At 71.5% G+C, this 25955-nt stretch carries 19 protein-coding genes and 1 riboswitch; of the genes, 14 read left to right on the plus strand and 5 right to left on the minus strand.

The genetic code is table 11. From position 1 onward, the window contains the following. The first annotated feature begins 283 nt into the window (after nucleotides 1-283). The 6 genes from ACFC51_RS29340 (at nucleotide 284) to ACFC51_RS29365 (ending at nucleotide 7066) form a co-directional block, all read left to right on the plus strand. Nucleotides 284-2410: a type IIA DNA topoisomerase subunit B gene (locus ACFC51_RS29340; protein WP_376367377.1), complete on the plus strand. Its 2127-nt coding sequence runs from the start codon at nucleotides 284-286 to the stop codon at nucleotides 2408-2410. Between the two features lie 123 nt (nucleotides 2411-2533). Then, nucleotides 2534-3073, plus strand: coding sequence for a DUF1453 domain-containing protein (locus ACFC51_RS29345; RefSeq protein WP_376531701.1), 540 nt, complete (start codon nucleotides 2534-2536; stop codon nucleotides 3071-3073). Then, the gene (locus tag ACFC51_RS29350; RefSeq protein ID WP_376531703.1) at nucleotides 3070-4233 is read left to right on the plus strand and encodes a sensor histidine kinase; all 1164 of its coding nucleotides are present in this window, start codon (nucleotides 3070-3072) and stop codon (nucleotides 4231-4233) included. The genes ACFC51_RS29345 and ACFC51_RS29350 overlap by 4 nt, the downstream gene beginning before the upstream one ends. Then, nucleotides 4230-4907 (plus strand): response regulator, encoded by a 678-nt coding sequence (locus ACFC51_RS29355; protein WP_376531705.1) that lies wholly within the window; start codon nucleotides 4230-4232, stop codon nucleotides 4905-4907. The genes ACFC51_RS29350 and ACFC51_RS29355 overlap by 4 nt, the downstream gene beginning before the upstream one ends. Before the next feature lie 129 nt (nucleotides 4908-5036). Continuing rightward, the gene (locus ACFC51_RS29360) at nucleotides 5037-5477 is read left to right on the plus strand and encodes a DUF485 domain-containing protein (RefSeq protein WP_376531783.1); all 441 of its coding nucleotides are present in this window, start codon (nucleotides 5037-5039) and stop codon (nucleotides 5475-5477) included. Next, complete coding sequence (locus tag ACFC51_RS29365) at nucleotides 5474-7066, plus strand: cation acetate symporter (protein WP_376367385.1); 1593 nt, start codon at nucleotides 5474-5476, stop codon at nucleotides 7064-7066. The genes ACFC51_RS29360 and ACFC51_RS29365 overlap by 4 nt, the downstream gene beginning before the upstream one ends. Before the next feature lie 37 nt (nucleotides 7067-7103). Here the strand turns inward: ACFC51_RS29365 and ACFC51_RS29370 are convergent, their stop codons facing one another. Both ACFC51_RS29370 and ACFC51_RS29375 read right to left on the minus strand, forming a co-directional pair. After that, nucleotides 7104-7781: a response regulator gene (locus ACFC51_RS29370; RefSeq protein ID WP_376531707.1), complete on the minus strand. Its 678-nt coding sequence runs from the start codon at nucleotides 7779-7781 to the stop codon at nucleotides 7104-7106. After that, nucleotides 7778-9622 carry an ATP-binding protein gene (locus ACFC51_RS29375; protein ID WP_376367389.1) on the minus strand — a complete coding sequence of 615 codons (1845 nt, stop codon included), beginning with the start codon at nucleotides 9620-9622 and terminating at the stop codon, nucleotides 7778-7780. The genes ACFC51_RS29370 and ACFC51_RS29375 overlap by 4 nt, the downstream gene beginning before the upstream one ends. Before the next feature lie 158 nt (nucleotides 9623-9780). On the opposite strand from ACFC51_RS29375, the gene ACFC51_RS29380 reads away from it, so the two are divergent. Further along, nucleotides 9781-10788 (plus strand): LacI family DNA-binding transcriptional regulator, encoded by a 1008-nt coding sequence (locus ACFC51_RS29380; protein ID WP_376531709.1) that lies wholly within the window; start codon nucleotides 9781-9783, stop codon nucleotides 10786-10788. 28 nt (nucleotides 10789-10816) lie between these two features. Here the strand turns inward: ACFC51_RS29380 and ACFC51_RS29385 are convergent, their stop codons facing one another. Further along, a complete protein-coding gene (locus ACFC51_RS29385) occupies nucleotides 10817-12412 on the minus strand; it encodes a citrate/2-methylcitrate synthase (RefSeq protein WP_376531711.1) in 1596 nt (531 codons plus the stop codon). Between the two features lie 164 nt (nucleotides 12413-12576). On the opposite strand from ACFC51_RS29385, the gene ACFC51_RS29390 reads away from it, so the two are divergent. Together ACFC51_RS29390 and ACFC51_RS29395 are read left to right on the plus strand one after the other, a co-directional pair. Then, complete coding sequence (locus tag ACFC51_RS29390) at nucleotides 12577-13740, plus strand: citrate synthase/methylcitrate synthase (RefSeq protein WP_376367395.1); 1164 nt, start codon at nucleotides 12577-12579, stop codon at nucleotides 13738-13740. 22 nt (nucleotides 13741-13762) lie between these two features. Next, nucleotides 13763-14827, plus strand: a complete 1065-nt coding sequence (locus ACFC51_RS29395) for a CobW family GTP-binding protein (RefSeq protein WP_376531713.1) — start codon at nucleotides 13763-13765, stop codon at nucleotides 14825-14827. A gap of 24 nt (nucleotides 14828-14851) precedes the next feature. Here ACFC51_RS29395 and ACFC51_RS29400 read toward each other — a convergent pair whose 3' ends face one another. After that, the gene (locus tag ACFC51_RS29400) at nucleotides 14852-17302 is read right to left on the minus strand and encodes a DNA topoisomerase (ATP-hydrolyzing) subunit A (protein WP_376531715.1); all 2451 of its coding nucleotides are present in this window, start codon (nucleotides 17300-17302) and stop codon (nucleotides 14852-14854) included. 245 nt (nucleotides 17303-17547) lie between these two features. Between ACFC51_RS29400 and ACFC51_RS29405 the strand changes: the two genes are divergently transcribed. The 4 genes from ACFC51_RS29405 to ACFC51_RS29420 all read left to right on the plus strand — a co-directional run bounded on the left by ACFC51_RS29405 (nucleotide 17548) and on the right by ACFC51_RS29420 (nucleotide 22393). Further along, a complete protein-coding gene (locus ACFC51_RS29405; RefSeq protein ID WP_376367400.1) occupies nucleotides 17548-18900 on the plus strand; it encodes a M16 family metallopeptidase in 1353 nt (450 codons plus the stop codon). 26 nt (nucleotides 18901-18926) lie between these two features. Further along, nucleotides 18927-20309 carry a M16 family metallopeptidase gene (locus ACFC51_RS29410; protein WP_376531785.1) on the plus strand — a complete coding sequence of 461 codons (1383 nt, stop codon included), beginning with the start codon at nucleotides 18927-18929 and terminating at the stop codon, nucleotides 20307-20309. Between the two features lie 190 nt (nucleotides 20310-20499). Next, nucleotides 20500-20667: riboswitch (cyclic di-AMP (ydaO/yuaA leader) on the plus strand. A 13-nt stretch (nucleotides 20668-20680) separates the two neighbouring features. Next, entirely contained in the window at nucleotides 20681-21463 is a 783-nt protein-coding gene (locus tag ACFC51_RS29415) for a M23 family metallopeptidase (protein ID WP_376367402.1), read from the plus strand. A 222-nt stretch (nucleotides 21464-21685) separates the two neighbouring features. Then, nucleotides 21686-22393, plus strand: coding sequence for a GntR family transcriptional regulator (locus ACFC51_RS29420; protein ID WP_376367404.1), 708 nt, complete (start codon nucleotides 21686-21688; stop codon nucleotides 22391-22393). A gap of 172 nt (nucleotides 22394-22565) precedes the next feature. Here ACFC51_RS29420 and ACFC51_RS29425 read toward each other — a convergent pair whose 3' ends face one another. Beyond that, nucleotides 22566-22847 (minus strand): HPr family phosphocarrier protein, encoded by a 282-nt coding sequence (locus ACFC51_RS29425; protein WP_012378711.1) that lies wholly within the window; start codon nucleotides 22845-22847, stop codon nucleotides 22566-22568. A 164-nt stretch (nucleotides 22848-23011) separates the two neighbouring features. Between ACFC51_RS29425 and ACFC51_RS29430 the strand changes: the two genes are divergently transcribed. Beyond that, nucleotides 23012-25924 carry a GNAT family N-acetyltransferase gene (locus ACFC51_RS29430; RefSeq protein WP_376531717.1) on the plus strand — a complete coding sequence of 971 codons (2913 nt, stop codon included), beginning with the start codon at nucleotides 23012-23014 and terminating at the stop codon, nucleotides 25922-25924. The last annotated feature ends 31 nt before the right edge of the window (nucleotides 25925-25955 follow it).

Raw genomic sequence — 25955 nt, forward strand, 5'->3', positions numbered from 1 at the left:
GCTACGGTTTCGCGTTGCTTGTGTGGGCCGGTCCGCCGGCTGGCTTGCCGGTTGTTCATGAGGACGTGCCCGGAGCCTAAATGGTTCATGCCTCGAAGGGAACGTGATGTGCGCGTCACCCCGACGAGTGATCGAACGCGTATGCGAGGCTGGACTACCATAAGGATTCCCCCTGGGTGGCGTTACAACCGCTCTACCAGGCCTCGGTAGGCTCTCAGCGGCTACCGAGGCCGAGCCCGTTACCCACTGGGCCCCAAATGAAATTCAGCGAGGAGCGAACCGCGTGACCGCCGATTCCGTGCCGTCCACTGCGCTGCTGACCGGAGCAGGCGGCGCAGACAGGGACAGCTCCAACTACACCGCGCGGCACCTTCTCGTCCTCGAGGGGCTCGAGGCGGTTCGCAAGCGCCCCGGAATGTACATCGGGTCCACCGACAGCCGGGGACTCATGCACTGCCTCTGGGAGATCATCGACAACTCCGTCGACGAGGCTCTCGGCGGGTACTGCGACTCCATCGAGGTCATCCTCCACGACGACGCTTCCGTCGAGGTCCGTGACAACGGCCGGGGCATCCCGGTCGACGTCGAGCCCAAGACCGGTCTCTCCGGCGTCGAGGTCGTCATGACCAAACTGCACGCCGGCGGAAAGTTCGGCGGCGGCTCGTACTCGGCGTCCGGCGGCCTTCACGGCGTCGGAGCCTCGGTCGTGAACGCACTCTCCGCCCGGCTGGACATCGAGGTCGACCGCAACAGCGCGACCCACTCGATCAGCTTCCGCCGCGGTGTTCCGGGCATGTTCACCGAGCAGGGACCGGACAGCCCCTTCGACCCCGCCAACGGACTCCGCAAGGGCAAGCGCGTCGCGAAGACGCGTACGGGCACCCGCACGCGGTACTGGGCGGACCGGCAGATCTTCCTCAAGGACGCCAAGCTCAACCTGGAGACCCTGCACCAGCGGGCGCGCCAGACGGCGTTCCTCGTGCCGGGCCTGACCATCGTCGTGCGCGACGAGCGCGGCATCGACGGCGAGGGCAAGACCGAGGAGACGTTCCACTTCGACGGGGGGATCAGCGAGTTCTGCGAGTACCTGGCCCAGGACAAGGCCGTCTGCGACGTCCAGCGGCTGACCGGGACGGGGACGTTCAAGGAGACGGTGCCCGTCCTGGACGACCGCGGACACATGACGGCGACCGAGGTGACCCGTGAGCTGGGCGTCGACATCGCCCTGCGCTGGGGCACGGGCTACGAGACCAACCTCAAGTCCTTCGTCAACATCATCGCCACCCCCAAGGGCGGCACCCACGTCTCCGGCTTCGAGCGCTCCCTCACGAAGACGGTGAACGAGGTCCTGCGGTCCGCGAAGCTGCTGCGCGTCGCCGAGGACGACATCGTCAAGGACGACGCGCTGGAGGGGCTGACCGCGGTCGTCACCGTGCGGCTCGCGGAGCCGCAGTTCGAGGGGCAGACGAAGGAGGTGCTGGGCACCTCGGCGGCCAACCGGATCGTGGCCAACGTGGTCGCCAAGGAGCTCAAGGCCTTCCTGACGTCGACCAAGCGTGATGCCAAGGCGCAGGCCAGGGCGGTGCTGGACAAGGCGGTGGCCGCGGCCCGCACCCGCATCGCGGCCCGCCAGCACAAGGACGCGCAGCGCCGTAAGACGGCGCTCGAGTCGTCGTCGCTGCCCGCGAAGCTCGCCGACTGCCGGAGCGACGACGTGGAGCGCAGCGAGCTCTTCATCGTGGAGGGCGACTCGGCCCTCGGCACGGCGAAGCTGGCCCGCAACAGCGAGTTCCAGGCCTTGCTGCCGATCCGCGGAAAGATCCTCAACGTCCAGAAGTCGTCCGTCTCGGACATGCTCAAGAACGCCGAGTGCGGCGCCATCATCCAGGTCATAGGAGCCGGCTCCGGGCGCACCTTCGACATCGACGCGGCCCGGTACGGCAAGGTCATCATGATGACGGACGCCGATGTCGACGGTTCTCACATCCGCACCCTGCTGCTCACCCTCTTCCAGCGGTACATGCGGCCGATGGTCGAGGCGGGGCGGGTCTTCGCGGCTGTGCCTCCGCTGCACCGGATCGAGCTCGTCCAGCCCAAGAAGGGCCAGGACAAGTACATCTACACGTACTCGGACAACGAGCTCCGCCAGACGCTGCTGGAGCTCCAGCGGAAGAACGTCCGGTTCAAGGACTCGATCCAGCGGTACAAGGGCCTCGGCGAGATGGACGCGGACCAGCTGGCGGAGACCACGATGGACCCGCGGCACCGCACCCTGCGCCGGATCAACATCGGTGACCTGGAGTCGTCCGAGCAGATCTTCGACCTGCTGATGGGCAACGAGGTCGCGCCCCGCAAGGAGTTCATCACGAGTTCGGCGGCCACCCTGGACCGCTCGCGTATCGACGTCTGACCTTCTCCACCCGTGGGTGGAGGAGCTTTCTCCACCCACGGTCAGCCCCTGAGCCGATCCGGTGATCCCTGCGGCTCCGTAGCGTCGAAGACATCGAAATCTTCACGCCACTCGGAGGCCGCCGTGTCAGAGCTCTTCAACGTCCTGGTGATGGTCGCGGTCGTCGCGCTCGTCGTCGTGCGTCAGTTCTCCGCCCAGAGGGTCGGCGACCGGAGGCAGTGGTGGGTGCTCCCCGCAGTCCTGTTCATCGTCGCTCTGCGCAGTGACGGGGCCCTCGACCACCGGCACGAGGCGTTGTCGGCCGTGATGCTGGGCGGCGGCCTCGTCGTCGGACTGCTCACCGGGGCGGGATGGGGGTGGACCGCACGTCTGTGGCAGGGGCCGGACGAATCCGTCTGGAGCCGGGGCACCAGGGCAACGGTGTTCGTATGGGCGGGAGGCATCGGGCTGCGCCTCTCTCTGGCCGTGGCCGCCCTGCTGCTCGGGATACACCAGGGGACGGCCGCCCTGCTCGTATCGCTGGCGGCGATGCTGTTCGCACGCGGTGCTGTCCTGGCCATGCGGGCCAGGGGTGTGCGCGAGCAGTACGGTGTCCCCGCTGGTTCTCCGGCCGGCGACGCGCCCTCCGGGGCCGTGCGGGCCATGTCGAAGGGCGGGGTGTGAACCGCGATACGTGGACGAGCTGGCCCTCCAGGGAAGCCCTCACCCGAGCGCCCCGGACCCGGACCCGGACCGCGATCGGCCGGCTCGTGTGGAGCGCGGTTTTCATCGGCCTCCTCTGGAACGCATTCGCGGACGGGCGGTTCGCTCTCTGGCAGGTCGCGCTGGGCCTGGCGGTGACCGCGGGCTGCGCGACAGCCGCCAGAGCGTTCTTCCGCACCACCAGGGAGCACCGCCTGGGACCGTCCCTCGGGCTGCTGGTGCTGCTGACGCTGGTGGCGGCCGGGGCTCTGGAGGCGGGTGCCGGAGCGCTCGCGATCGTGCTGTGGTGCGGGTGTGCCGTGGTCGCCCTGGAACGGCTCCCGCTCGTTGCCGCGGTTCCCCTCACCGCGGTGACACTCACCGCCTACGCCCTCGTCAAGGGCGACGGCTGGCTGACGACCGTGATCACCACGGGCAGTCTCTGTCTGGGCGGATACGTGCTGCGGCTCGATGCCGAGGCCCGAGGCAGTTCCCGGCGGCTCCTCGCACAGGAGCGGGCCGCGAGGGAGGCGGAGGCAGGCGCGGCCGCGCTGGCGGAGCGGTCCAGGATCGCGCGGGAGATCCACGACGTGCTGGCCCACAGCCTCTCCGCGCAACTGGTGCACCTGGAGGCTGCCCGGCTGCTGATCGAAAGGGAGCCGTCCGCGGAGTTCCGCGACCAGGTCCTGGAGCGGGTGGTGGCGGCGCGCTCCATGGCGCGTGAGGGCCTCGCGGAGACGCGCCAGGCGCTCTCCGCCCTGCGGGGGGAGATGACCCCGGTGGAGGACTTCCTGCGGCAGCTGATGGCCGATGAGCGGGCCGACGTGTCCGTGACGGGAGAGCGGCGTGAGCTGACCGCGGAAGCGTCGCAGGCGGTGCGGAGGGTGGCACAGGAGGCTCTGACCAATACCCGCAAGCACGCTCCGGGGGCAGCGATCTCTGTCCGGCTGGAGTACCTGCCGGACCTGGTCTCCCTGCAGGTGCGCGATTTCGGCGGTCGCCGTCCGGCGGGCGAGCTCGCTGTCAGCGGCTCCGGTTACGGTCTGGTGGGGATGAGGGAGCGTGCCGAGCTGCTCGGCGGCACCCTGGAGGCAGGGCCGGACGAGGAGGGGTTCGTGGTGAGGCTGCGGGTGCCCGCATGAGCGCGCGGGTGGTGGTCGCCGACGACCAGTCGGTGGTGCGTGAGGGAATCGTCATGCTGCTGGGGCTTCTGCCGGGCATCGAGGTGGTCGGAGCCGCGCGCGACGGCGACGAGGCGGTCGCCCTCGTCGCCGAGACGGCGCCCGACGTGGTTCTGATGGATCTGCGCATGCCCCGTTGCGACGGTGTCGAGGCCACCCGCAGGATCCGTCGGGAGCACCCCGGGACCCAGGTGGTGGTCCTCACCACCTTCGCGGACGACGATTCGCTGTTCACCGCTCTGCAGGCGGGTGCGCGGGGTTACCTGACCAAGGACGCCCGCGGTGAGGAGATCGCCCAGGCCATCGAGGCCGTGTTGTCCGGTGAGGCGGGTCTGTCGCCGAAGGTGCAGAGCCGGCTGCTGGAGCGGGTCACCGCCCAGGCAGTCGAGACCGGGGCGCCGCCGCCCGCCGGGCTGCCCGACGGCCTCACCCCGAGAGAGGCCGAAGTTCTGGTGCTCATCGCCGACGGCCTGTCCAACACGGAGATCGCGCGCACGCTGCACATCTCCCGGGCCACCGTGAAGACGCACATCAACAACCTCTTCTCCAAGACGGGGGCGCGCGACCGGACGGGGGCGGTGCGCTATGCGTACGGCAGGGGTCTTGCACACCCACCCGGCACTTCCGTCACCTGAAATGGTGAAGCACGGCTAATGAAGTGCCCGGGATCTTCCCGATCTGCCCATTCTTGGCTACGCGGCCGAAAAGGCTTGTGGACAAGGGAGTTGTTGGTGGAGAAGGAAGCAGGGCCGGGCGCCGCAGCGGTGCGGCTCGACGACCCGTGGTACGAGGCGCCGGCCACCGGGTGGGACGAGCCGGACGGTACGCGGTCCGTCAACGGTGACGGGCGGTCCCGGCCGGCGGAGCAGCGGGGCCACAGTGCCGCCGAGATCTATCTGGAGGTGCAGAGCAGCCCGGCTTTCCGCGAAGTGCGCCGTCGCTACCGGAGATTCGTGGTGCCGGCCGCAGTCGCCTTCCTGCTCTGGTATCTGGCCTACGTCATCGCGGCGACCACCGCACACGACCTGATGGCACGTCCCGTGACCGGTGCGCTGAACGTGGCCATGGTCGCGGGGCTGGGACAGTTCCTGACCACGTTCCTGCTCACCTGGGGGTACGCGCGCCACGCGCGTCTGCACCGGGACCGTGCCGCGCTGGAACTGCGCTGGGAGACCCAGGAGATGACAAGAGGGGCCGGCCGGTGAGGGGAGAGCACCAGACGCTGGCGCTGCTGCTGTTCAGCGTGTTCATCGCCGTGACGCTCGGCATCACCACGTGGGTCAGCCGGAACAGGCAGGGGTCCGCGGAGGAGTTCTATGCCGGCGGGAGGCTGTTCTCCCCCATGGAGAACGGATTCGCCATCGCCGGCGACTACATGTCGGCCGCGTCCTTCCTCGGCATCTCCGGGCTGATCGCCCTCTTCGGCTACGACGGCATGCTCTACTCGGTCGGCTTCCTGGTGGCCTGGCTCGTCGTCCTTCTCCTCGTCGCCGAACTCGTGCGCAACTGCGGCCGGTTCACCCTCGCCGACGTGGTCGCCGCCCGTATGGCGGAGCGCCCGGTGCGCACGGCGGTGGGCGCGTCGTCCGTCACCGTCTCGGTGCTCTATCTGGTGGCCCAGATGGTGGGGGCCGGCAGCCTCGTCGCGCTCCTGCTCGGCGGCACCGGCGACACCGCCCGGTCCTGGACCGTGGTCGGGGTCGGAGCGCTCATGGTGGTCTACGTGTCGCTCGGCGGCATGCGGGCCACGACCTGGATCCAGATCGTCAAGGCGGTCCTGCTGATGGCCGGCGCCGTCGCGCTGACCGTCCTGGTCCTCGCCCGCTTCCACGGCGACGTCAACGCACTGCTCACCTCCGCAGCCGAACGCAGCGGCCGCGGAAGCGACTTCCTCTCGCCCGGGCTCAGGTACGGCGGGAGCTGGACGGCGCGGTTCGACTTCATCAGCCTCGGCCTCGCCCTCGTCCTCGGCACGGCCGGCCTGCCGCACATCCTGTCGCGCTTCTACACGGTTCCCACCGCCCGCGCGGCCCGGCGCTCCGTGATCTGGTCCATCGGGCTGATCGGCAGCTTCTATCTGATGACCATCGTGCTCGGGTTCGGAGCGGCCGCGCTCGTCGGTTCCAGCGAGGTCCGGGCGTCCAGCGCCTCCGGGAACACGGCTGTTCCGCTCCTGGCACTCGTCCTCGGAGGCGGTGAGGGATCCACCGGCGGCACGGTGCTCTTCGCCGTCGTGGCCGCGATCGCCTTCGCCACGATCCTCGCCGTCGTCGCCGGGATCACGCTCGCCTCCTCCGCCTCCGTGGCCCACGACCTCTACGCCTCGCTCCGGCGGCCGGGTGCCAAGCAGCGGAGCGAGGTGGGCGTGGCACGGGTGGCCGCGGCGGGCGTCGGGGTGGTCGCCATCGCGCTCGGGCTCCTCGCCCAGGACCTGAACGTCGCGTTCCTGGTGGGGCTGGCCTTCGCGGTCGCCGCCTCCGCCAACCTCCCGGCGCTGCTCTACTCGCTGTTCTGGCGGAACTTCACCACCCGGGGAGCGGTCTGGGCCGTCTACGGCGGCCTGGTCCCGGCGATCGTGCTGGTCCTGCTCTCGCCGGTCGTCTCGGGGAGCCCCACCTCGCTCTTCCCCGGAGTGGACCTCGCGCTCTTCCCCCTGGAGAACCCGGGACTCGTGTCGATCCCCGCCGGCTTCCTGGCCGGATGGATCGGCACCGTCACCTCACCCGAGCCGCCCGATCCGGCGAAGCACGCCGAGACGGAGGTCCGGTCGCTGACGGGGGCGGGAGCGGCGTAGCCGCACGGGGGGGCGGACGAGAGCGGGGGCGGCAGCCTCAGGAGCCGGTGGCCCAGGTGTACCTGTGTTCCGGGCGGCCCGTCTCGCCGTACCTGAGCGACAGCCGCACCCTGCCCGTGCGCTCCAGCAGCTTCAGATAGCGCTGGGCCGTCTGCCGGCTCATGCCGGCGCTCTCCGCGAGCTCCTGCGCGGAGAGCGGCCCGTCGGCCGTGCGCAGGGCCTGCCGGACCAGGTCGGCGGTCGTCGTCGAGTGCCCCTTGGGGAGGTCGGATCCGCCCGTTGCCCACAGGGCTCCGAACATCCGGTCCACCTCCGTCTGCTCGGCCTCGCCGCCGCCTTCGAAGGTGCGGCGCAGGGCCGCGTACGCCTCCAGTTTGGTGCGGAGCCCGGCGTACGCGAACGGCTTCACCAGGTACTGCAGGGCCCCGTGGCGCATCGCGGCCTGAACGGTCGCGACGTCGCGCGCCGCGGTCACCATGATCACATCGGTGTGATGGCCGAGCGCGCGCAGTTCCCGCACCACCGCCAGGCCGTTGCGGTCCGGCAGGTAGTGATCCAGCAGGATCAGGTCCACGGGCGTGTCGCCGATCCTGGCAAGGGCCTCGCTGGCCGAGTGGGCCATGGCTGCCACGCGGAAGCCCACCACCTTGGAGACGTAGGCCGCGTTGATCCGGGCGACCCGCACATCGTCGTCGACGACCAGAACCTCGATCACGGGGTGTCTCCTGACGTCACGGGCCGTTCCGCGGCCGAAGGGCTGCCGGGGGCGGGAGTGTCCCACTGCTCTTCCGGTCCACCGGAGGCGAGGGTGGGGACGACCGGCCCCGGCCCTCGGTCCGGACCCGGGCGCTGTTCTGGATCCGTTCCCGCCTCCGGGCCCTGATCCGGCCCGGAGGCGGCGCGGCGCGCCAGATCCGGCCCGGGGGCGGCGCGGTGCGCCGGTTCGCTCAGGGCTTCCGGGAGGACGACGGTGAACACCGCCCCGCCTCCGGGCGATGCCGACACGGACACGGTGCCTCCCTGCCGTTCGGCGAGCCGTCGCACCAGGGGCAGCCCCAGGCCGCGCTTGCCGTGGGCCGGGAGCTCCTTGGTCGACCAGCCCTCCAGGAAGATGGACTCGTGGTCGCCGTCCGGTACGCCGGGCCCGCTGTCGCGCACCCGCAGTTCCACCGTACGGCCGTCGGCCCGCAAGCCGATCTCGATGCGCGCGTCCGCCGTGCCGGCGGCCGCGTCCAGTGCGTTGTCGACCAGATTGCCGAGGACGGTGACCAGACCCCGCGGATCGACCAGCCGGTCCGGCAGCAGTGTCTCCGGTGCCATCCGCAGGGCGACGCCGCGCTCCGCGGCCACGGTCGCCTTGCCGACCAGCAGCGAGGCGAGCAGAGGATCGTGGACCTTCTCGGTGACCTGCTCGGCCGTCGCGCGGTGGACCCCGACGACCTCCGTGACGAACTCCACCGCTTCTTCGTGCATCTCCAGTTCGAGCAGGCCCAGGAGGGTGTGCAGCCGGTTGGCGTGCTCGTGGTCCTGGGCGCGGAGTGCGTCGATCAGCCCACGGGTGGAGTCGAGTTCGCGGCCGAGGTACTCCAGCTCCGTCCGGTCGCGCAGCGTGGCCACGGCCCCGCCGTCGTCGGTAGGCATCCGGTTGGCCAGCAGTACGCGGCTGCCGCGGACGGTGACCAGGTCGTCGCCGAGGACCCGGCCTGCCAGCACGTCGGTGGTGCGGCCCGTGCCGAGGGCCTCGTCGAGCGGCTTGCCCGCGGCCTCCGGGCCGATACCGAGGAGGCGCTGCGCCTCGTCGTTCAGGAGCCTGATCCGTCCCGTGCGGTCGAGTGCGACGACCCCCTCGCGGATGCTGTGCAACATGGCCTCGCGTTCGGTCAGCAACGCGGAGATGTCGGAGAACGCCAGATCGTGGGTCTGTCGCTGAAGCCGGCGGGAGATCAGATACGCGGCCAGTGCTCCCACGGCCAGCGCCCCGCCCGCGTACGCGAGCAGCCCCGGGATGGTGGCGAGAAGCCGGGCGCGGACACTGTCGTAGGCGATGCCGACCGAGACGGCACCGACGACCCGGTCCGATCCGTCGAGCAGCGGCACCTTGCCGCGGGCAGAACGCCCGAGTGTGCCGCTGTCGATCTCCATCACGGACCTGCCGGCGAGCGCGGCGCTCGGGTCGGTGGAGACGACGTCGCCGATGCGGGAGGAGTCGGTGTGCGACCAGCGCACCCCCTGCCTGTCCATGATCACGACGTACTCGGCGCCGGTCGACCGCCTGATGCGTTCCGCCGCGGCCTGGACCGCGCCGTCCGCACTCGGCTCGGTGGAGACCAGCGAGGCGGCGAGCTGCGGCTGTGCGGCCGTGCTCTGCGCGATCGCGAGGGCACGGCGCATCGCCTGGTCGTCGAGCTGCGCGCTCAGCGGTGCCAGGAAGAGGCCTGTGACGAGGACCGTGACGCCGGTGACGATGGCCAGCTGCATCAGCAGGACCTGCGAGAAGACCCGCTTCGGCCAGCCGAACCGGCGTGGTCCCCGTGGGGTGGTCGGTGAGGCGCTCATCGTACGAACGGTAGAGGCCGCAGAGTGCTGACCGAAATCTCCGGCCATCGGACGCCGGTGGACCGGGGCTCTTGCCTCTCCGCCGCCCATCTGTGAGCGTTCTATGGGTATTGACCTTGACGCAATCTGCTTGCTTTTCTTGCGCTAATCTTGCGCTCATGACGCGACGACTTGCTCAGGTTGCCCAGAAAGTTGGAGTCAGCGAGGCCACGGTCAGCCGCGTGCTGAACGGCAAGCCGGGCGTCTCCGACGCCACACGGCAAGCCGTCCTCTCCGCCCTGGACGTACTCGGGTACGAACGTCCGACGCAGCTCAGGGGCGAGCGCGCCCGGCTGGTCGGACTCGTTCTGCCCGAGCTCCAGAACCCGATCTTCCCGGCCTTCGCCGAAGTGGTCGGGGGTGCGCTCGCCCAGCAGGGGCTGACCCCCGTGCTCTGCACGCAGACCAAGGGGGGTGTCTCCGAGGCCGACTACGTCGAGCTGCTGCTCCAGCAGCAGGTGTCCGGGGTCGTGTTCGCCGGAGGTCTCTACGCCCAGGCCGACGCCCCTCACGACCACTACAAGGTGCTCGCCGACCGCAAGATCCCGGTCGTCCTGATCAACGCGGCCATCGCTCACCTGGGCTTCCCCACAGTCTCCTGCGACGACTCGGTGGCCATCGAGCAGGCCTGGCGCCACCTCGTCTCCCTGGGCCACGAGAAGATCGGATTCGTTCTCGGCCCGGCCGACCACATGCCCTCCCAGCGCAAGCTGGCGGCAGCCCGCGCCCTCGCCGGACAGTTGGGCGCCACCGTGCCGGACGAGCACGTGGCGCGGGCGATGTTCTCGCTCGAAGGCGGACAGGCCGCGGCCACCCGGCTGCTCGAGGAGGGGGTCACCGGCATCATCTGCGCGAGTGACCCGCTGGCCCTGGGTGCGGTCCGCGCGGCGCGCCGCCGGGGGCTGTCGGTGCCCGAGGACGTCTCCGTCGTCGGCTACGACGACTCGGCGTTCATGAACTGCACCGAGCCGCCGCTGACCACCGTGCGCCAGCCGATCGAAGCGATGGGCAGGGCCGCCGTCGAACTGCTCTCGGTGCAGATCGGGGGGCGTGCGGTGGCGTCCGACGAACTCCTCTTCGAGCCGGAGCTCGTCGTACGCGGATCCACGGCACGTCCGCCCCGGTAGAGCCGGTGAGATTTTGCGCAGCCTGTAGCTAATTTGCAGGGGCGGGGCCGGAGCCAGGACCGGGACCGAAGCCTGGAGCGGAGCCGGAGCCGGAGCCGGGACCCGCGCCAGGCCCAGGGCCGGGGCCGGAACCCTTGCCAATCCCGTACCCCTTTCCGTGCGCCGTCGCCGTCGCCGACGAGGCCGCCCTCGTGGCAGCCGCGCCCGCGCCCGCGCCCGGGGCCGGTGACGGCAGCGGCTGCGGCGGCCGCGGGCCGGTGTACTGCCCGCTGGGCCGCATGCGCAGTGGCGCCTCCGCGTACTCCTCCATCGCGTGGGCGATCCAGCCCGCGGTGCGGGAGACGGCGAAGACCGTCTCGCCCGCCTCGGCGGGCATGCCGCACGTGACCGAGAGGACTGCCAGCGCGAGATCGATGTTGGCGTGCAGCGGGGTGTGGCGGGCGGTGGTCGCGACGACGTCCCGTGCTGCCTCCATCGCCGGGGCCGCCTGCGGGACCTCGTCCAGCAGCGCGAACAGCACACGCGCCCGCGGGTCCTCGCCCGTGTAGAGGCGATGGCCGAGCCCGGGCACCCGCCGTCCGGCACGCAGGTGCTCCGCGACGACCGGAGCCGCGCCGCCCCGGCCGACGACCTCCGCGAGCATGCGGTGCGCCGACCCGCTCGCGGCTCCGTGCAGCGGGCCCTCCAGCGCGCCGAGTCCCGCGGAGACCACGGCGTACGGGTGTGCGTGGGTCGACGCGGCGACGCGTGCGGCCAGGGTCGAGGCTGCGAGGTCGTGGTCGGCCAGCAGCCCGAGCGCGGTGTCGAGCACGGCCAGTGACGCCGCGTCGGCGGGCCGGTCGGAGAGCTTGGGCCACAGCCGGCAGGCGAGGGAGGCGTCGGCGCCCTTGTCCCCGTCGGCGGCCTTACCCCCCTCGGCGCCCCTGCCCCCCTCGGCGCCCCTGCCCCCCTCGGCGTCGGTGTCCCCCCTGGCGTCCGTGCCCCCGCCGGAGTCCGTCCCCCCGTCGGTCTCTCCGGCCGCCGGCAGCGCGCCCACCAGGGTGGGGAGCAGGCCCCGGGCGCTGCTCAGCACCCCGTCCCGGGAAAGGTCGAACCGGAGGGGATCGGCGGCAGCGGCGGCGGCGACCGCGGCGCGGAGCCGGTCCGTCGGGCTGCTGTGGCGCGGCAGAGCGGCTGCCGTGCGCCGTGCCGCGGTGAGGGACTCGGCAGGCGCGGTGAACCGGGCACCCGGCCGGAGCTCGCCCGTCCAGATCCACTCGGCGACCTCCTCGTAGCCGTACCGGCGGGCCAGCTCCGCGGCGTCGACGCCGCGGAAGAAGTAGCGGTCCGGTTCGATGAGCGTGATGCCGGTACGGAAGACCAGCTCGCCCGCGGTGGACGACGACGGGTCCCTGCGGCCGGTGCGGCGGGCCAGGGCGTCGACCTCGGCGGCGTCGAACAGGCTGCCGCGGCCACCGGGGGTACGCCTGCTGGTGAGCTGGCCCCGGCTCACGTACGCGTACACGGTCTCGGGCTTCACCCCGAGACGTCCGGCTGCCTCCCGGGTGGTGAGCCCCGGGGCGTCGGAGGCCCTCCCCGTTTCCGCGTCCTGCGCTCCGGTCCCGTGCGTCGAGTCATCCGTCATGGCCCCACCGTACCCATGTCCATGGCTCGTCCATGTCGAATCATTTTCGGCGGGCCCTTAGGTTGATTCAATCAACATTGACAATCATTTAGTCAAGCATGGACAGTCGAATCAACGTTCAACTCGTAGAACGTCCAGCCCATGAGGTGGAAGAGGGACCTGCCATGCCTGCCACGCACCCGCCAACCGCTCCGCTCGACGTGCCCCGTGGCCTCGCCGGCGTGATCGTCACCGATACCGCGCTCGGAGACGTACGCGGACGCGAAGGCTTCTACCACTACCGCCAGTACTCGGCGGTCGAACTGGCGCACAGCCGCAGCTTCGAGGACGTCTGGTACCTGATGTTCCACGGCGAGCTGCCCGATCGGGCGGCCGGCGCCGACTTCGCCGCACGCACCGCCGGTCTGCGCCGGCTGCCCCCGGAGGTGCGGGAGGCGCTGCCCGTCATCGCCCGCGCGGGGACGCTCTCCGGTCCGCTCGCCGGGCTGCGGACCGCGCTCTCGCTGCTCGGGGCCTCGGCAGGATTCCGCCCGGTGTACGACATCGGCGCCGACCGCCGCCGCGAGGACGCCCTCGCCGTCTGTGCGGCGGTACCCACGGTGCTGACCTCGCTCCACCGCCTGGGCCAGGGCCTGGAGCCGGTCGAGCCGCGGGACGACCTGCCGTTCGCCGCGAACTACCTGTACATGCTCACCGGCGAGGAGCCGGAGGCGGCACGCGTCGCGGCTGTGGAGCGGTACCTCGTCTCCACCGTCGACCACGGCTTCAACGCCTCCACGTTCACCGCCCGGGTGATCGCCTCCACCGGCGCGGACGTCGCCGCATGCCTGGTGGGAGCCGTGGGGGCGCTCTCCGGCCCGCTGCACGGCGGAGCGCCCAGCCGTGCGCTGGACACTCTGGACGCCATCGGAACCCCCGACCGGATCGACGGCTGGATCCGCGAACGAGTCCTCGCGGGGGAGCGGATCATGGGATTCGGCCACCCCGTCTACCGCACCGAGGACCCGCGCTCCCGCATGCTGCGCTCGGTCGCCCAAAGCTTCGGCGGGCCGCTCGTCGACTTCGCCGTCGAGGTCGAACGGCAGGTGGAGGCGATCCTCGCCGAGCTCAAACCGGGACGCGAGCTGCACACCAACGTGGAGTTCTACGCCGGGGTCGTCATGGAGCTCTGCGGACTGCCCCGCGAGATGTTCACCCCCACCTTCTGTGCCGCGCGCATGGTCGGCTGGAGCGCCAATATCCTGGAACAGGCGGAGGACTCGAAGATCATCCGTCCGGCGGCCCGCTACGTCGGGCCCCCGCCGCCCCACCCCGTGCCGGCACCCTGACCCACCCGAGGAAGGCCACCCGTTGACCCCGCCCCGCGCCCCGCAGATCCCGGTCGTCGTCCTGGCGGGCTTCCTCGGATCCGGCAAGACGACCCTGCTCAACCATCTGCTCCGCAACAGGGCGGGCAACCGCATCGGTGTCGTCGTCAACGACTTCGGCTCCATCGAGATCGATGCCATGACGGTCGCGGGACAGGTCGGGTCCACGGTCTCGCTGGGCAACGGCTGCCTGTGCTGCGCCGTCGACGCGAGCGAGCTCGACACCTATCTGGAGACGCTGACCGGCCCGGCCGCCCGCCTCGACGTGATCGTCATCGAGGCGAGCGGTCTCGCCGAGCCCCAGGAGCTCGTACGCATGCTGCTGGCCAGCGACAATCCGCACGTCCGGTACGGGGGACTGGTCGAGGTGGTCGATGCCGCGGAGTTCCCCGCCACGCGGCAGCGCCATCCCGAGATCGACCGCCATCTGACGGCCGCCGACCTCATCGTCCTGAACAAGACCGACCGGGTCGAGGATGCGGAGCTCCGGGCCGTCCGGGAGGCCGTCGTCGCCGCGGGCAGCAGGGCGGCGGTCGTGTCCGCCGCGTACGGGAGGATCGACCCGGAGCTGCTCATCGACCCCGTGCAGCGGTCCGACGAGGACGACCCGGCCCGCCAGCTGACCTTCGAGGACCTGCTCCCCGAGGCCGACCGCATGCACGAGGAACACCTGCACGCGGCCTACGAGAGCCTCTCCTTCGCCACCGACGTGCCGCTGAGCCCCCGCCGCTTCATGGCGTTCCTGGACTCCAGGCCCGCGGGTCTCTACCGGATCAAGGGCTTCGCCGGCTTCGGCGCCGGAGACCCCGGCAACCGGTACGTCCTGCACGCCGTGGGCAGGTTCCTGCGCTTCGTGCCGCAGCCCTGGCCCCACGGCGAACCACGGAGTACGCAGCTGGTCCTGATCGGATCCGGCATCGACGCCGAGGCGCTGCGCAAGGAGCTCGAGGCCTGCCAGGACCCCTGGCAGGACGCCGGTGACGAGCTGGAGCGCAGCATGTGGGGCGTCCTGCGGTACGTGCGGCAGCCGGACGGCGACGAGGCCTGAGGCCCCCCGCCGCCCGGCGGTCGCCTACAGCGGCCCGGCGATCACCGCGACCGGGCTCGTCTGGGGTGTGCCCGATCCGTCGCGGCGGGGATCCACGGCCGGCAGATCCGCGGGTGCGCCGTTCTTCTGGGCCGCCCGCGCCGGGGACCCGCCCGCCCAGGCGAACACCAGGACGTCCTCCCCCTTGAGGAAGCGCTGGCAGCGCACACCGCCGGTGGCCCTGCCCTTGCGCGGGTACTGGTCGAACGGAGTGAGCTTCCACGTCCGCTCGGAGTCGTCCAGCGTGCCGTGCGAACCGGCGACGGTGAAGACCACGGCATCCGCCGCCGGATCCACCGCGCTGAACGACAGGACCACCGTGCCCGGCGCGAGCTTGACGCCCGCCATACCGCCCGCCGCGCGTCCCTGCGGACGCACCGACGAGGCCGGATAGCGCAGCAACTGCGCGTCGGACGTGATGAAGACCAGGTCCTCCTCGCCCGTACGCAGCTGGGTGGCGCCGACGACGCGGTCACCGTCCTTGAGCGCGATGACCTCCAACTCGTCCTTGTTGGGCGGGTAGTCGGGCACCACGCGCTTGACCACGCCCTGCAGCGTGCCGAGCGCCAGGCCGGGCGCTTCCTCGTCCAGGGTGGTGAGGCAGATCAGTGCCTCGTCCGGCTCCAGCGTGAGGAACTCCGAGACCTGGGCCCCTCCCGAGAGGTTCGGAGCCGCGTGGGTGTCCGGCAGCTGCGGAAGGTCGATCACCGAGAGCCGCAGCAGCCGGCCCGCGGACGTCACGGCGCCCACGTCCCCGCGTGCCGTGGCGGCGACGGCCGAGACGATCGCGTCGTGCTTCACGCGCTTGGCGTCCTCGGCCTGGACGACCGGCTCGGCGTTGGCGGTACGGGCCAGCAGGCCGGTCGAGGAGAGGAGGACCTGGCACGGGTCGTCGGCGACCTCAAGCGGCACCGAGGCGACCTGCGAACCCGCGGACTCCAGAAGCACCGTGCGGCGGTCGGTGCCGAACTTCTTCGCCACCGCGGCCAGTTCGGCCGAGACGAGCTTGCGCAGCTCGGCGTCCGACTCCAGGATCGCGGTCAGCCCGTCGATCTCCTCGGTCAGCTTGTCGCGCTCGGTCTCCAGCTCGATCCGGTCGAAGCGGGTGAGCCTGCGCAGCGGGGTGTCCAGGATGTACTGGGTCTGGATCTCGCTCAGCGAGAAGCGCTCCATCAGGCGCTCCTTCGCCTGCGCCGAGTTGTCGCTGTCCCGGATGAGGCGGATGACCTCGTCGATGTCGAGCAGCGCCACGAGGAGGCCCTCGACCAGGTGCAGCCGGTTGCGGCGCTTGGTCCTGCGGAACTCGCTGCGCCGGCGCACCACGTCGAAGCGGTGGTCGAGATAGACCTCCAGGAGCTCCTTGAGTCCCAGGGTGAGCGGCTGCCCGTCGACCAGCGCCACGTTGTTGATGCCGAAGGACTCCTCCATCGGCGTCAGCTTGTAGAGCTGCTCCAGCACGGCCTCGGGGACGAAGCCGTTCTTGACCTCGATCACCAGGCGCAGACCGTGGGCGCGGTCCGTGAGGTCCTTGACGTCGGCGATGCCCTGGAGCTTCTTCGAGCCGACCAGGTCCTTGATCTTGGCGATCACCTTCTCCGGACCGACGGTGAAGGGCAGTTCGGTGACGACGAGACCCTTGCGACGGGCCGTGACGCTCTCTATGGCGACGGTCGCACGGATCTTGAACGTGCCGCGCCCCGCCGCGTAGGCGTCCTTGATGCCGCCGAGGCCGACGATCCTGCCACCGGTCGGCAGGTCGGGTCCCGGGACGAAGCGCATCAGCGTCTCGAGGTCGGCGCCCGGGTGCCGGATGAGGTGGCGGGCGGCGGCGATGACCTCGCCGAGGTTGTGCGGGGGCATGTTGGTCGCCATGCCGACCGCGATACCGGACGCACCGTTGACCAGGAGGTTCGGGTACGCCGCCGGGAGGACGACCGGCTCCTGCTCCTGGCCGTCGTAGTTGGACTGGAAGTCGACGGTGTCCTCGTCGATCGACTCCGTCATCAGGGACGTGGCGTCGGCCATCCGGCACTCGGTGTACCGCATGGCGGCCGGCGGGTCGTCGTTGCCCAGTGAGCCGAAGTTGCCGTGCCCGTCGACGAGGGGCAGGCGCATCGAGAACGGCTGTGCCATGCGCACCAGTGCGTCATAGATCGACGCGTCGCCGTGCGGGTGCAGTTTGCCCATCACCTCGCCGACGACCCGGGCGCACTTCACGTAGCCGCGGTCGGGGCGCAGTCCCATCTCGTTCATCTGGGACACGATGCGGCGGTGCACCGGCTTCATGCCGTCGCGGGCGTCGGGCAGCGCCCTGGAGTAGATCACCGAGTAGGCGTACTCGAGGAAGGAGCCCTGCATTTCGTCGACGACGTCGATGTCGAGGATCTTCTCCTCGAAGTCGTCCGGCGGCGGGGTTTTCGTGCTGCGGCGGGCCATCGCGGCTGCGACTCCTTCACAGATTCTGTCGGGCAACCTCAGGTTCTGACGCCGACCATTGTGGACCGCCGTACCGACAACGCCGACCTCGACCCGTCCGAAGCGGTCCCGGGGCCCCCGCCGGGCCCCCGTTTACGGCAGCATCTACGACAACATTCACCCAACGGGAACTTCGCCAGGTGCCCGTGCGCTTGCTTAGAGTGGCAGGTCCGGCAGGAAATCCTGTACCGATCGAAGGGACGTACATGCCCATGGGTCACACGGCCACAGCCCAGGCCGGTTCCGGCGGCTTGACGGCGACCGAGCACCGCCTGGCCAACGGCCTGCGCGTGGTGCTCTCCGAGGACCATCTGACCCCCGTCGCCGCGGTCTGCCTCTGGTACGACGTCGGCTCCCGCCACGAGGTCAAGGGCCGTACGGGCCTGGCTCACCTCTTCGAGCACCTGATGTTCCAGGGGTCGGGGCAGGTCAAGGGGAACGGGCACTTCGAGCTGGTGCAGGGGGCCGGTGGTTCTCTCAACGGCACGACCAGCTTCGAACGCACCAACTACTTCGAGACGATGCCCACGCACCAGCTGGAGCTGGCCCTGTGGCTCGAGGCCGACCGGATGGGCTCGCTGCTCGCCGCGCTCGACGAGGAGTCCATGGAGAACCAGCGGGACGTCGTGAAGAACGAGCGCCGCCAGCGCTACGACAACGTTCCGTACGGCACCGCCTTCGAGAAGCTCACCGCCCTCGCCTACCCCGAGGGCCACCCGTACCACCACACGCCGATCGGCTCGATGGCCGACCTCGACGCGGCGACCCTGGACGACGCGCAGGCGTTCTTCCGCACGTACTACGCGCCGAACAACGCGGTGCTCTCCGTCGTCGGTGACATCGACCCGGAGCAGACGCTCGCCTGGATCGAGAAGTACTTCGGCTCCATCCCCTCGCACGACGGCAAGCAGCCCCCGCGCGACGGCACGCTGCCGGAGGTCATCGGCGAGCAGCTGCGCGAGGTCGTCCACGAGGAGGTCCCCGCGCGTGCGCTGATGGCCGCCTACCGCCTGCCGCACGACGGCACGCGCGCGTGCGACGCCGCGGACCTCGCCCTGACCGTGCTCGGCGGGGGCGAGTCCTCCCGCCTGCACAACCGTCTGGTCCGCCGCGACCGCACGGCGGTGGCCGCCGGCTTCGGGCTGCTCAGGCTGGCCGGCGCGCCCTCCCTGGGGTGGCTGGACGTCAAGACGTCCGGCGGTGTCGAGGTGCCGCAGATCGAGGCTGCCGTCGACGAGGAGCTGGCCCGCTTCGCCGAGGAGGGCCCCACGCCCGAGGAGATGGAGCGCGCCCAGGCGCAGTTGGAGCGCGAGTGGCTGGACCGGCTCGGCACGGTCGCCGGCCGCGCCGACGAACTCTGCCGGTACGCCGTCCTGTTCGGTGACCCGCAGCTCGCCCTGACCGCGGTCGGCCGGGTGCTCGACGTGACGGCGGACGAGGTCAGGGAGGCCGCCCGGGCCGCCCTGCGACCCGACAACCGTGCGGTCCTGGTCTACGAGCCGGTCGAACCGGCCGACGAGACGGACGGCACCGACGCGCACGAGGGGGCCGACAAGTGACCGACGCCGCCGTGACTGGAGTAGCGATGGAGTACCACCCGCAGCCGACCGCCGGCGAGGCCCGGCCCTGGGCCTTCCCCGCGCCCGAGCGCGGCGCCCTGCCCAACGGGCTCACCGTGCTGCGCTGCCACCGCCCCGGCCAGCAGGTCGTCGCCGTGGAGATCTTCCTCGACGCGCCGCTCGACGCCGAGCCCGAGGGGCTGGACGGCGTGGCGACGATCATGTCGCGCGCCCTGTCCGAGGGCACGGACAAGCGCTCCGCCGAGGAGTTCGCCGCGGAGCTGGAGCGCTGCGGCGCCACGCTGGACGCGCACGCGGACCACCCGGGGGTCCGGGTCTCCCTCGAGGTCCCGGTCTCCCGCCTGTCCAAGGCGCTCGGCCTGGTCGCCGAGGCCCTGCGGGCCCCGGCCTTCGCCGAGAGCGAGATCGAGCGCCTGGTCGGCAACCGCCTCGACGAGATCCCGCACGAGCAGGCCAACCCCGCCCGCCGGGCCGCCAAGCAGCTGTCCAAGGAGCTCTTCCCCGCCACGGCCCGGATGTCGCGTCCGCGCCAGGGCACGGAGGAGACCGTCCGGCGGATCGACGCAGCCGCCGTGCGCGCCTTCTACGACGCCCACATCCGCCCGTCCACGGCGACGGCGGTCGTCGTCGGCGACCTCACCGAGGTGGACCTGGACGCGCTGCTCGCCGAGACCGTCGGAGACTGGTCGGGCAATGCGGGACAGGCCCGCCCGGTGCCCCCGATCACCGCGGACGACACCGGCCGTGTGGTCATCGTGGACCGTCCCGGAGCCGTCCAGACACAGCTGCTGATCGGCCGGATCGGCGCGGACCGGCACGACAGCGTGTGGCCTGCCCAGGTCCTCGGCACGTACTGCCTGGGAGGCACACTCACCTCACGGCTGGACCGCGTGCTGCGCGAGGAGAAGGGCTACACCTACGGGGTCCGCGCCTTCGGGCAGGTGCTGCGCTCGACGGCGCCCGGCTCGTCCTCCGGGGCGACCGGGGCCGCCATGCTCGCGATCAGCGGTTCCGTCGACACGGAGTCCACCGGGCCGGCGCTCGACGACCTCTGGAAGGTCCTGCGCACGCTTGCGGCCGAAGGGCTCACCGACGCCGAGCGCGAGACGGCGGTGCAGAACCTCGTGGGCGTCGCCCCGCTGAAGTACGAGACGGCGGCCTCGGTCGCGGGCACCCTGGCCGACCAGGTGGAGCAGCACCTGCCGGACGACTACCAGGCCGAGCTGTACGCGCGTCTGGCGGCGACCGGCACGGTGGAGGCGACGGCAGCCGTGGTCAACGCGTTCCCGGTGGACCGTCTGGTGACCGTCCTGGTCGGGGACGCCGCACAGATCGCGGAGCCCGTACGGGCGCTCGGCATCGGCGAGGTGTCGGTCGTCACCGGCTGACATGACGGGACATCAGGGACCCCGGCGGAGCACTCCCGCCGGGGTTCTTCCTTTTGTCTCTTTTAAGCGTAAAATACATGTTCATCCTGTGGGATGTGCGACAAAAGGCCCGTTCCGTTTGGCGGCGGAAAGCGGCCCGCTCTAGCGTCGGCCCGGCTGTCCGTCAGACGAATGCCGCATCCGTGGCGCCGGGCAGCCATCGCCGAGTCCCCGTCAGGCGCGAGCCTGGGGAGCCGGGGACCCACGAAGTCCCTGGGGTGAATCGGATCCCTGCACCTCGCGCGAGGCTCAGGGGGCCGTAGGAGACCTTCCTGCTCCGAACCCGTCAGCTAACCCGGTAGGCGAGAAGGAAGGAAAGGACCAGCCCCTCCATGGCGTTCATCCGTGCCACCGGGAAGCACCGTGCCCCGAGCCGTCTGACGCGCAAGAGCGCCGAGGTCGCCGGCATCGCGGCCCTGGCCACCGCCGGTGTCATCGGCGCCACCGCGTCCCCCGCCCTCGCCGCGGACTCCGGGACCCCCGCCGCGTCCTCCACCGGCCTGACGCAGACCGTCGCCCTCGACACCACGCTCGCCGCCCAGATCGACGCCCAGGCCCAGGCCCAGGCGCACCAGGCCGAGGTCGTGGCCAAGGCCGAGGCCGCCGCGAAGGCGAAGGCCGAGGCGAAGCGCAAGGCCGAGGCCCGGGCCAAGGAGGTCCGTGAGGAGAAGGCGCGCGCGGCCCGCGCTGCCGAGCGCGCCCGGCTGAACGCGTTCCACCTCCCGGTCGCCGGCTCCCACGTGACCACCGGCTACAAGTCCGGTGGCGCGCTCTGGTCCTCCGGCACCCACTCCGGCGTGGACTTCCAGGCGGCGTCCGGCACCTCCGTCGTCGCGGTCGGCGCCGGTACGGTCGTCGAGGCGGGCTGGGGCGGCGCCTACGGGAACAACATCGTCCTCAGGATGAAGGACGGCACGTACACGCAGTACGGCCACCTCTCCTCGATCGGCGTCTCCGTCGGCCAGAGCGTCGGCTCGGGCGAGCAGATCGGCATCTCCGGCTCGACCGGCAACTCCACCGGGCCGCACCTGCACTTCGAGGCCCGGACCACTCCCGAGTACGGCTCGGACATGGACCCCGTCGCCTACCTCCGTGCCCACGGCGTCCAGGTCTGACCCCACGCCGTACGACACCGCTCCGACGAAGGCCCCGGCACCCGCCGGGGCCTTCGCCGTGCGTCCGGGGAGGCGTGCGCCGAAGCCCCGTGGAACTGCTCCCTGGCCAAAAGATATCCATGGATTCCGCCCCGCCATCGGAAATTCCGGCCGGTTGCAATAGAGTCGCAGAACAGGCGTCGATCGGCCGCGTTTCGCGGGGATTAAGGCGGAGGTTCGGACATGCGCATTCCCGCGCATTCGGTATGCACGGCAATCCGTGACGACATCGTCTCCGGTGTCTTCGAGCGCGGCAGCCGCCTCACCGAAGAGGTGCTCGCGCGTCGCTACGGCGTCTCCCGCGTCCCCGTGCGCGAGGCGCTGCGCACGCTGGAGTCCGAAGGGTTCGTCGTCACCCGCAGGCATGCCGGCGCCTGTGTCGCCGAGCCCACGGAGCAGGAGGCCGCGGACCTCCTGGACATCCGGATGCTCCTGGAGCCCCTGGGGGCAGCCCGCGCGGCACAGCGGCGCACCGAGGCGCACCTCAAGGTGCTGCGGGGCCTGGTCAGGCTGGGGCAGGAGCGGGTCCGCCGGGGTGAGGGCGAGGATCTGCGCTCGCTGGGCGGCTGGTTCCACGAGACGCTGGCACAGGCCTCGGGCAGCCCGGCGCTCATCGCACTGCTCACCCAGCTCCGACACAAGATCGCCTGGATGTACGCCGTCGAGCAGCCGGTCCGCCCCGCGGAATCCTGGGCCGAGCACGGCGCCCTCGTCGACGCCGTGGCGCGCCGCGACGCCGAGCGGGCCAGGGCGCTCGCCACCCAGCACGCCGAGCGGGCCACGGCGGCACACCGGCTGCGGCGCACGGACCGTACGGGGCACACGTCATCGCCCCCGGCCCGGGTGAGGACTTCGCAACACCCCGTAAACATCGCGGGAGCCCGTCATTAACAATGGCACCGTATACAAAGAGAGCAATTATCGGAGGGCTTTCTTTTTGCTGCCCTGAATCATTGTTTCCGGAGTCGTGTACGCCCCTGGGCCGGAAACAGAAAAGCCGCGGCTCCCGGTCGGGGTGCCGCGGCTTTCCCGCAGAAAGAATCCGGATTCGGATCGGCCTGGATCAGACGGTCTCCGGAAGCTCCTCGAGCCCCTCGGCGACCAGCTTCGCCAGACGGTCCAGGGCGGCCTCGGCGTCGTCCGCCTCGGACGCGAGCACGATCTCCTCGCCGCCCTGGGCGCCCAGGCCGAGCACCGCGAGCATGGAGGCGGCGTTCACGGGGTTGCCGTCCGCCTTGGCGATCGTCACGGGGACGCCGGAGGCCGTGGCGGCACGGACGAAGATGGAAGCGGGGCGGGCGTGCAGGCCCTCGGCCCAACCGACGTTGACGCGGCGCTCAGCCATGGTTCTGCCCTTCACGTATCAATGGGTTGTCTAGACCAGTCTCTCATGTGGTGCGCACTGCTGTGCCCGGCGTCGCCACCGGGCGTCCACCGCCCTTCGGCTCCCCCAGCGTGCCCCTGCTGCGAACCCCTCGCGACCGGTGCGCGGCACCGTAGGCTTTGCCCATGGAGCCCACTCCGGAACAGAGTCCGCACCACGCGTACCCCGACCACTGGGAGGCGGACGTGGTGCTCCGCGACGGCGGCACCGCGCGCATCAGGCCCATCACCACGGACGACGCCGAGCGGCTGGTCAGCTTCTACGAGCAGGTGTCCGACGAGTCGAAGTACTACCGCTTCTTCGCCCCGTATCCGCGTCTCTCCGCCCGGGACGTGCACCGCTTCACCCATCACGACTACGTCGACCGGGTGGGACTCGCCGTCACGATCGGCGGCGAGTTCATCGCCACCGTGCGCTACGACCGGATCGACGAGCGGGGCCGGCCGGCCTCCGCCCCCGCGGACGAGGCGGAGGTCGCCTTCCTCGTCCAGGACGCCCACCAGGGCCGCGGAGTGGCGTCCGCCCTGCTCGAACACATCGCGGCGGTGGCCAGGGAGCGGGGCATCCGGCGCTTCGCCGCCGAGGTGCTGCCCGCCAACAACAAGATGATCAAGGTCTTCCGGGACGCCGGGTTCACCCAGCAGCGCAGCGTCGAGGACGGCTCCGTCCATCTCACCCTCGACCTCGAGCCCACGGCCGAGTCCCTCGCGGTCCAGCGCGCCCGCGAACAGCGTGCCGAGGCGCGCTCCGTGCAGCGCCTGCTGGCCCCCGGGTCCGTCGCGGTCGTCGGAGTGGGCCGGGCGCCGGGCGGCGTGGGCAGGACCGTGCTGCGCAATCTGCTCGGCTCGGGCTTCACCGGACGCACCTACGCGGTGAACACGTCCTTCCCCGAGGACCTGGACACGGTCGAGGGGGTCCCCGCGCACCGCTCGGTGGGAGAGATCGGTGAACCGGTCGATCTCGCCGTCGTCGCCGTCCCCGCCGACCGGGTGCCCGAGGCCGTCGCCGAGTGCGGCGAACACGGCGTCCAGGGCCTCGTCGTCCTCTCCGCCGGATACGCCGAGCGCGGTGCCGACGGCCGCGAGCGGCAGCGGGAGCTGGTCCGGCAGGCACGCTCGTACGGCATGCGGATCATCGGCCCCAACGCCTTCGGCATCATCAACACCTCCGACACGGTCCGGCTCAACGCCTCCCTCGCCCCCGAGTTGCCCAAGGCCGGGCGCATCGGGCTCTTCACCCAGTCCGGAGCCATCGGGATCGCGCTCCTCTCCGGCCTCCACCGCAGGGGCGCCGGCCTGTCGGCGTTCATCTCCGCGGGCAACCGGGCCGACGTCTCCGGCAACGACTTCCTGCAGTACTGGTTCGAGGACCAAGGCACCGATGTCGCCCTGCTGTACCTCGAATCGCTCGGCAACCCGCGCAAGTTCACCCGCCTCGCCCGCCGGACGGCGGCCGTCAAGCCCGTCGTCGTGGTGAAGGGCGCCCGGCACAGCGGAGCCAACCCGCCCGGCCACGCCGTACCGGTCAGCCGCATCCCCGACGCGACGGTGTCCGCGCTGATGCGGCAGGCGGGCGTGATCCGCGTCGACACCGTCACCGAGATGGTCGACGCGGGCCTGCTCCTCGCCGGCCAGCCCCTGCCGGACGGCCCCCGGGTGGCGATCCTCGGCAACTCCGAGTCCCTCGGCCTCCTCACCTACGACGCCTGCCTGGCGGAAGGGCTGCGTCCGCGCCCGCCCCGCGACCTCACCACGGCGGCGGGCCCCGGGGACTTCCGGGACGCGCTGGCGGAGGCCCTCGCCGACCGGAAGTGCGACGCCGTCATCGTGACCGCGATCCCCTGGGTGGGGGAGAACGGCGAGGCGGAGACCGGCGACGGTGAGGTCCTCGCGGACGCGCTGCGCGAGGCGGCGGCCACCGGCCCGGCCAAGCCCGTGGCCGTGGTGCACGTGGAGATGGGCGGCCTGGCGCAGGCACTGGCGGCTGCGGCGAGCACGGCCGCCCGCCCGGACGCCCGGACCGCCGGCCCGGGGCCGCTCGCCCCGTCGCCCGCCCCCGAGCCCCCCGCCCCGTCCCCCGTACCGGCGGTGAGCGCACCCCGGAGCGGGGATCCGGCACCGGCCGCGACTCCCGGGGAGCCGGACGTCACCGGGCACTCCGCCGGGCGCATCCCCGCCTACCCCGCTGCCGAGCGGGCCGTCCGGGCGCTCGCCGAGGCGGTGAAGTACGCCCAGTGGCGCCGCCAGGCGGCCGCCCCCGGCAAGGTGCCCGAATTCCTGGACGACACCATCGACGAACACGGGACCGCCGGGCTGATCGAGACGCTGCTCGGCCCGGACCCCGACCCGCGCGGCCGCCCTCTCACCCACGACGAGGCCCGCGAACTGCTCGCCCGCTACGGCGTCGCCGTGCGTTCCGCGCTCCCCGCCCCGGACCCGGAGGTAGCCGTCGCCGCCGCCGCGAAGCTCGGCTACCCCGTGGCCCTCAAGACCACCGCTCCCCATCTCCGGCATCGAGCCGACCTCGGTGGTGTGCGGCTCGACCTCGCCAACGAGAACGCCCTGCGCCGCTCGTACGCCGAACTGACCGATCTGCTCGGCTCGCCCGCGGAGCTCAGGCCCGTGGTGCAGGCCATGGCGCCCCGGGGCGTCGACACCGTCGTCAGGGCCTCGATCGACGCGGCCGCCGGCGCCGTGCTCTCCTTCGGTCTGGCCGGGGCTCCCTCCGAACTGCTGGGCGACACGGCCCACCGTCTCGTCCCCGCCACCGACCGCGACGCCGCCGAACTGATCCGCTCCATCAGGGCGGCTCCGGTGCTGTTCGGGTGGCGCGGAGCCGCGCCGGCGGACACCGCGGCGCTCGAGGAGCTCCTCCTTCGGGTCTCCCGGCTGGTCGACGACCACCCCGAGGTGGTGTCGGTCACCCTGGAACCCGTGGTCGTGGCCACGCAGGGCCTCACGGTGCTCGGAGCGAGCGTCCGGCTCGCGCCGCCGCCCGCCCGCGGAGACCTCGGTCCCCGCCGCCTCCCCAGCTACTGACCGGCGGATCGGCGTACGGGCCCGCCCACGG

The sequence above is a fragment of the Streptomyces sp. NPDC055962 genome, from assembly GCF_042270185.1.
Classification (GTDB): Bacteria; Actinomycetota; Actinomycetes; order Streptomycetales; family Streptomycetaceae; genus Streptomyces.

What these genes read in the sequence shown, in the direction of transcription:
- ACFC51_RS29400 (WP_376531715.1), bottom strand. Translation starts at nt 17,302, where the DNA reads ATGGCCCGCCGCAGCACGAAAACCCCGCCGCCGGACGACTTCGAGGAG.
- ACFC51_RS29355 (WP_376531705.1), top strand. Translation starts at nt 4,230, where the DNA reads ATGAGCGCGCGGGTGGTGGTCGCCGACGACCAGTCGGTGGTGCGTGAG.
- ACFC51_RS29410 (WP_376531785.1), top strand. Translation starts at nt 18,927, where the DNA reads ATGGAGTACCACCCGCAGCCGACCGCCGGCGAGGCCCGGCCCTGGGCC.
- ACFC51_RS29380 (WP_376531709.1), top strand. Translation starts at nt 9,781, where the DNA reads ATGACGCGACGACTTGCTCAGGTTGCCCAGAAAGTTGGAGTCAGCGAG.
- ACFC51_RS29420 (WP_376367404.1), top strand. Translation starts at nt 21,686, where the DNA reads ATGCGCATTCCCGCGCATTCGGTATGCACGGCAATCCGTGACGACATC.
- ACFC51_RS29415 (WP_376367402.1), top strand. Translation starts at nt 20,681, where the DNA reads ATGGCGTTCATCCGTGCCACCGGGAAGCACCGTGCCCCGAGCCGTCTG.
- ACFC51_RS29405 (WP_376367400.1), top strand. Translation starts at nt 17,548, where the DNA reads ATGCCCATGGGTCACACGGCCACAGCCCAGGCCGGTTCCGGCGGCTTG.
- ACFC51_RS29375 (WP_376367389.1), bottom strand. Translation starts at nt 9,622, where the DNA reads ATGAGCGCCTCACCGACCACCCCACGGGGACCACGCCGGTTCGGCTGG.
- ACFC51_RS29385 (WP_376531711.1), bottom strand. Translation starts at nt 12,412, where the DNA reads ATGACGGATGACTCGACGCACGGGACCGGAGCGCAGGACGCGGAAACG.
- ACFC51_RS29425 (WP_012378711.1), bottom strand. Translation starts at nt 22,847, where the DNA reads ATGGCTGAGCGCCGCGTCAACGTCGGTTGGGCCGAGGGCCTGCACGCC.
- ACFC51_RS29430 (WP_376531717.1), top strand. Translation starts at nt 23,012, where the DNA reads ATGGAGCCCACTCCGGAACAGAGTCCGCACCACGCGTACCCCGACCAC.
- ACFC51_RS29390 (WP_376367395.1), top strand. Translation starts at nt 12,577, where the DNA reads ATGCCTGCCACGCACCCGCCAACCGCTCCGCTCGACGTGCCCCGTGGC.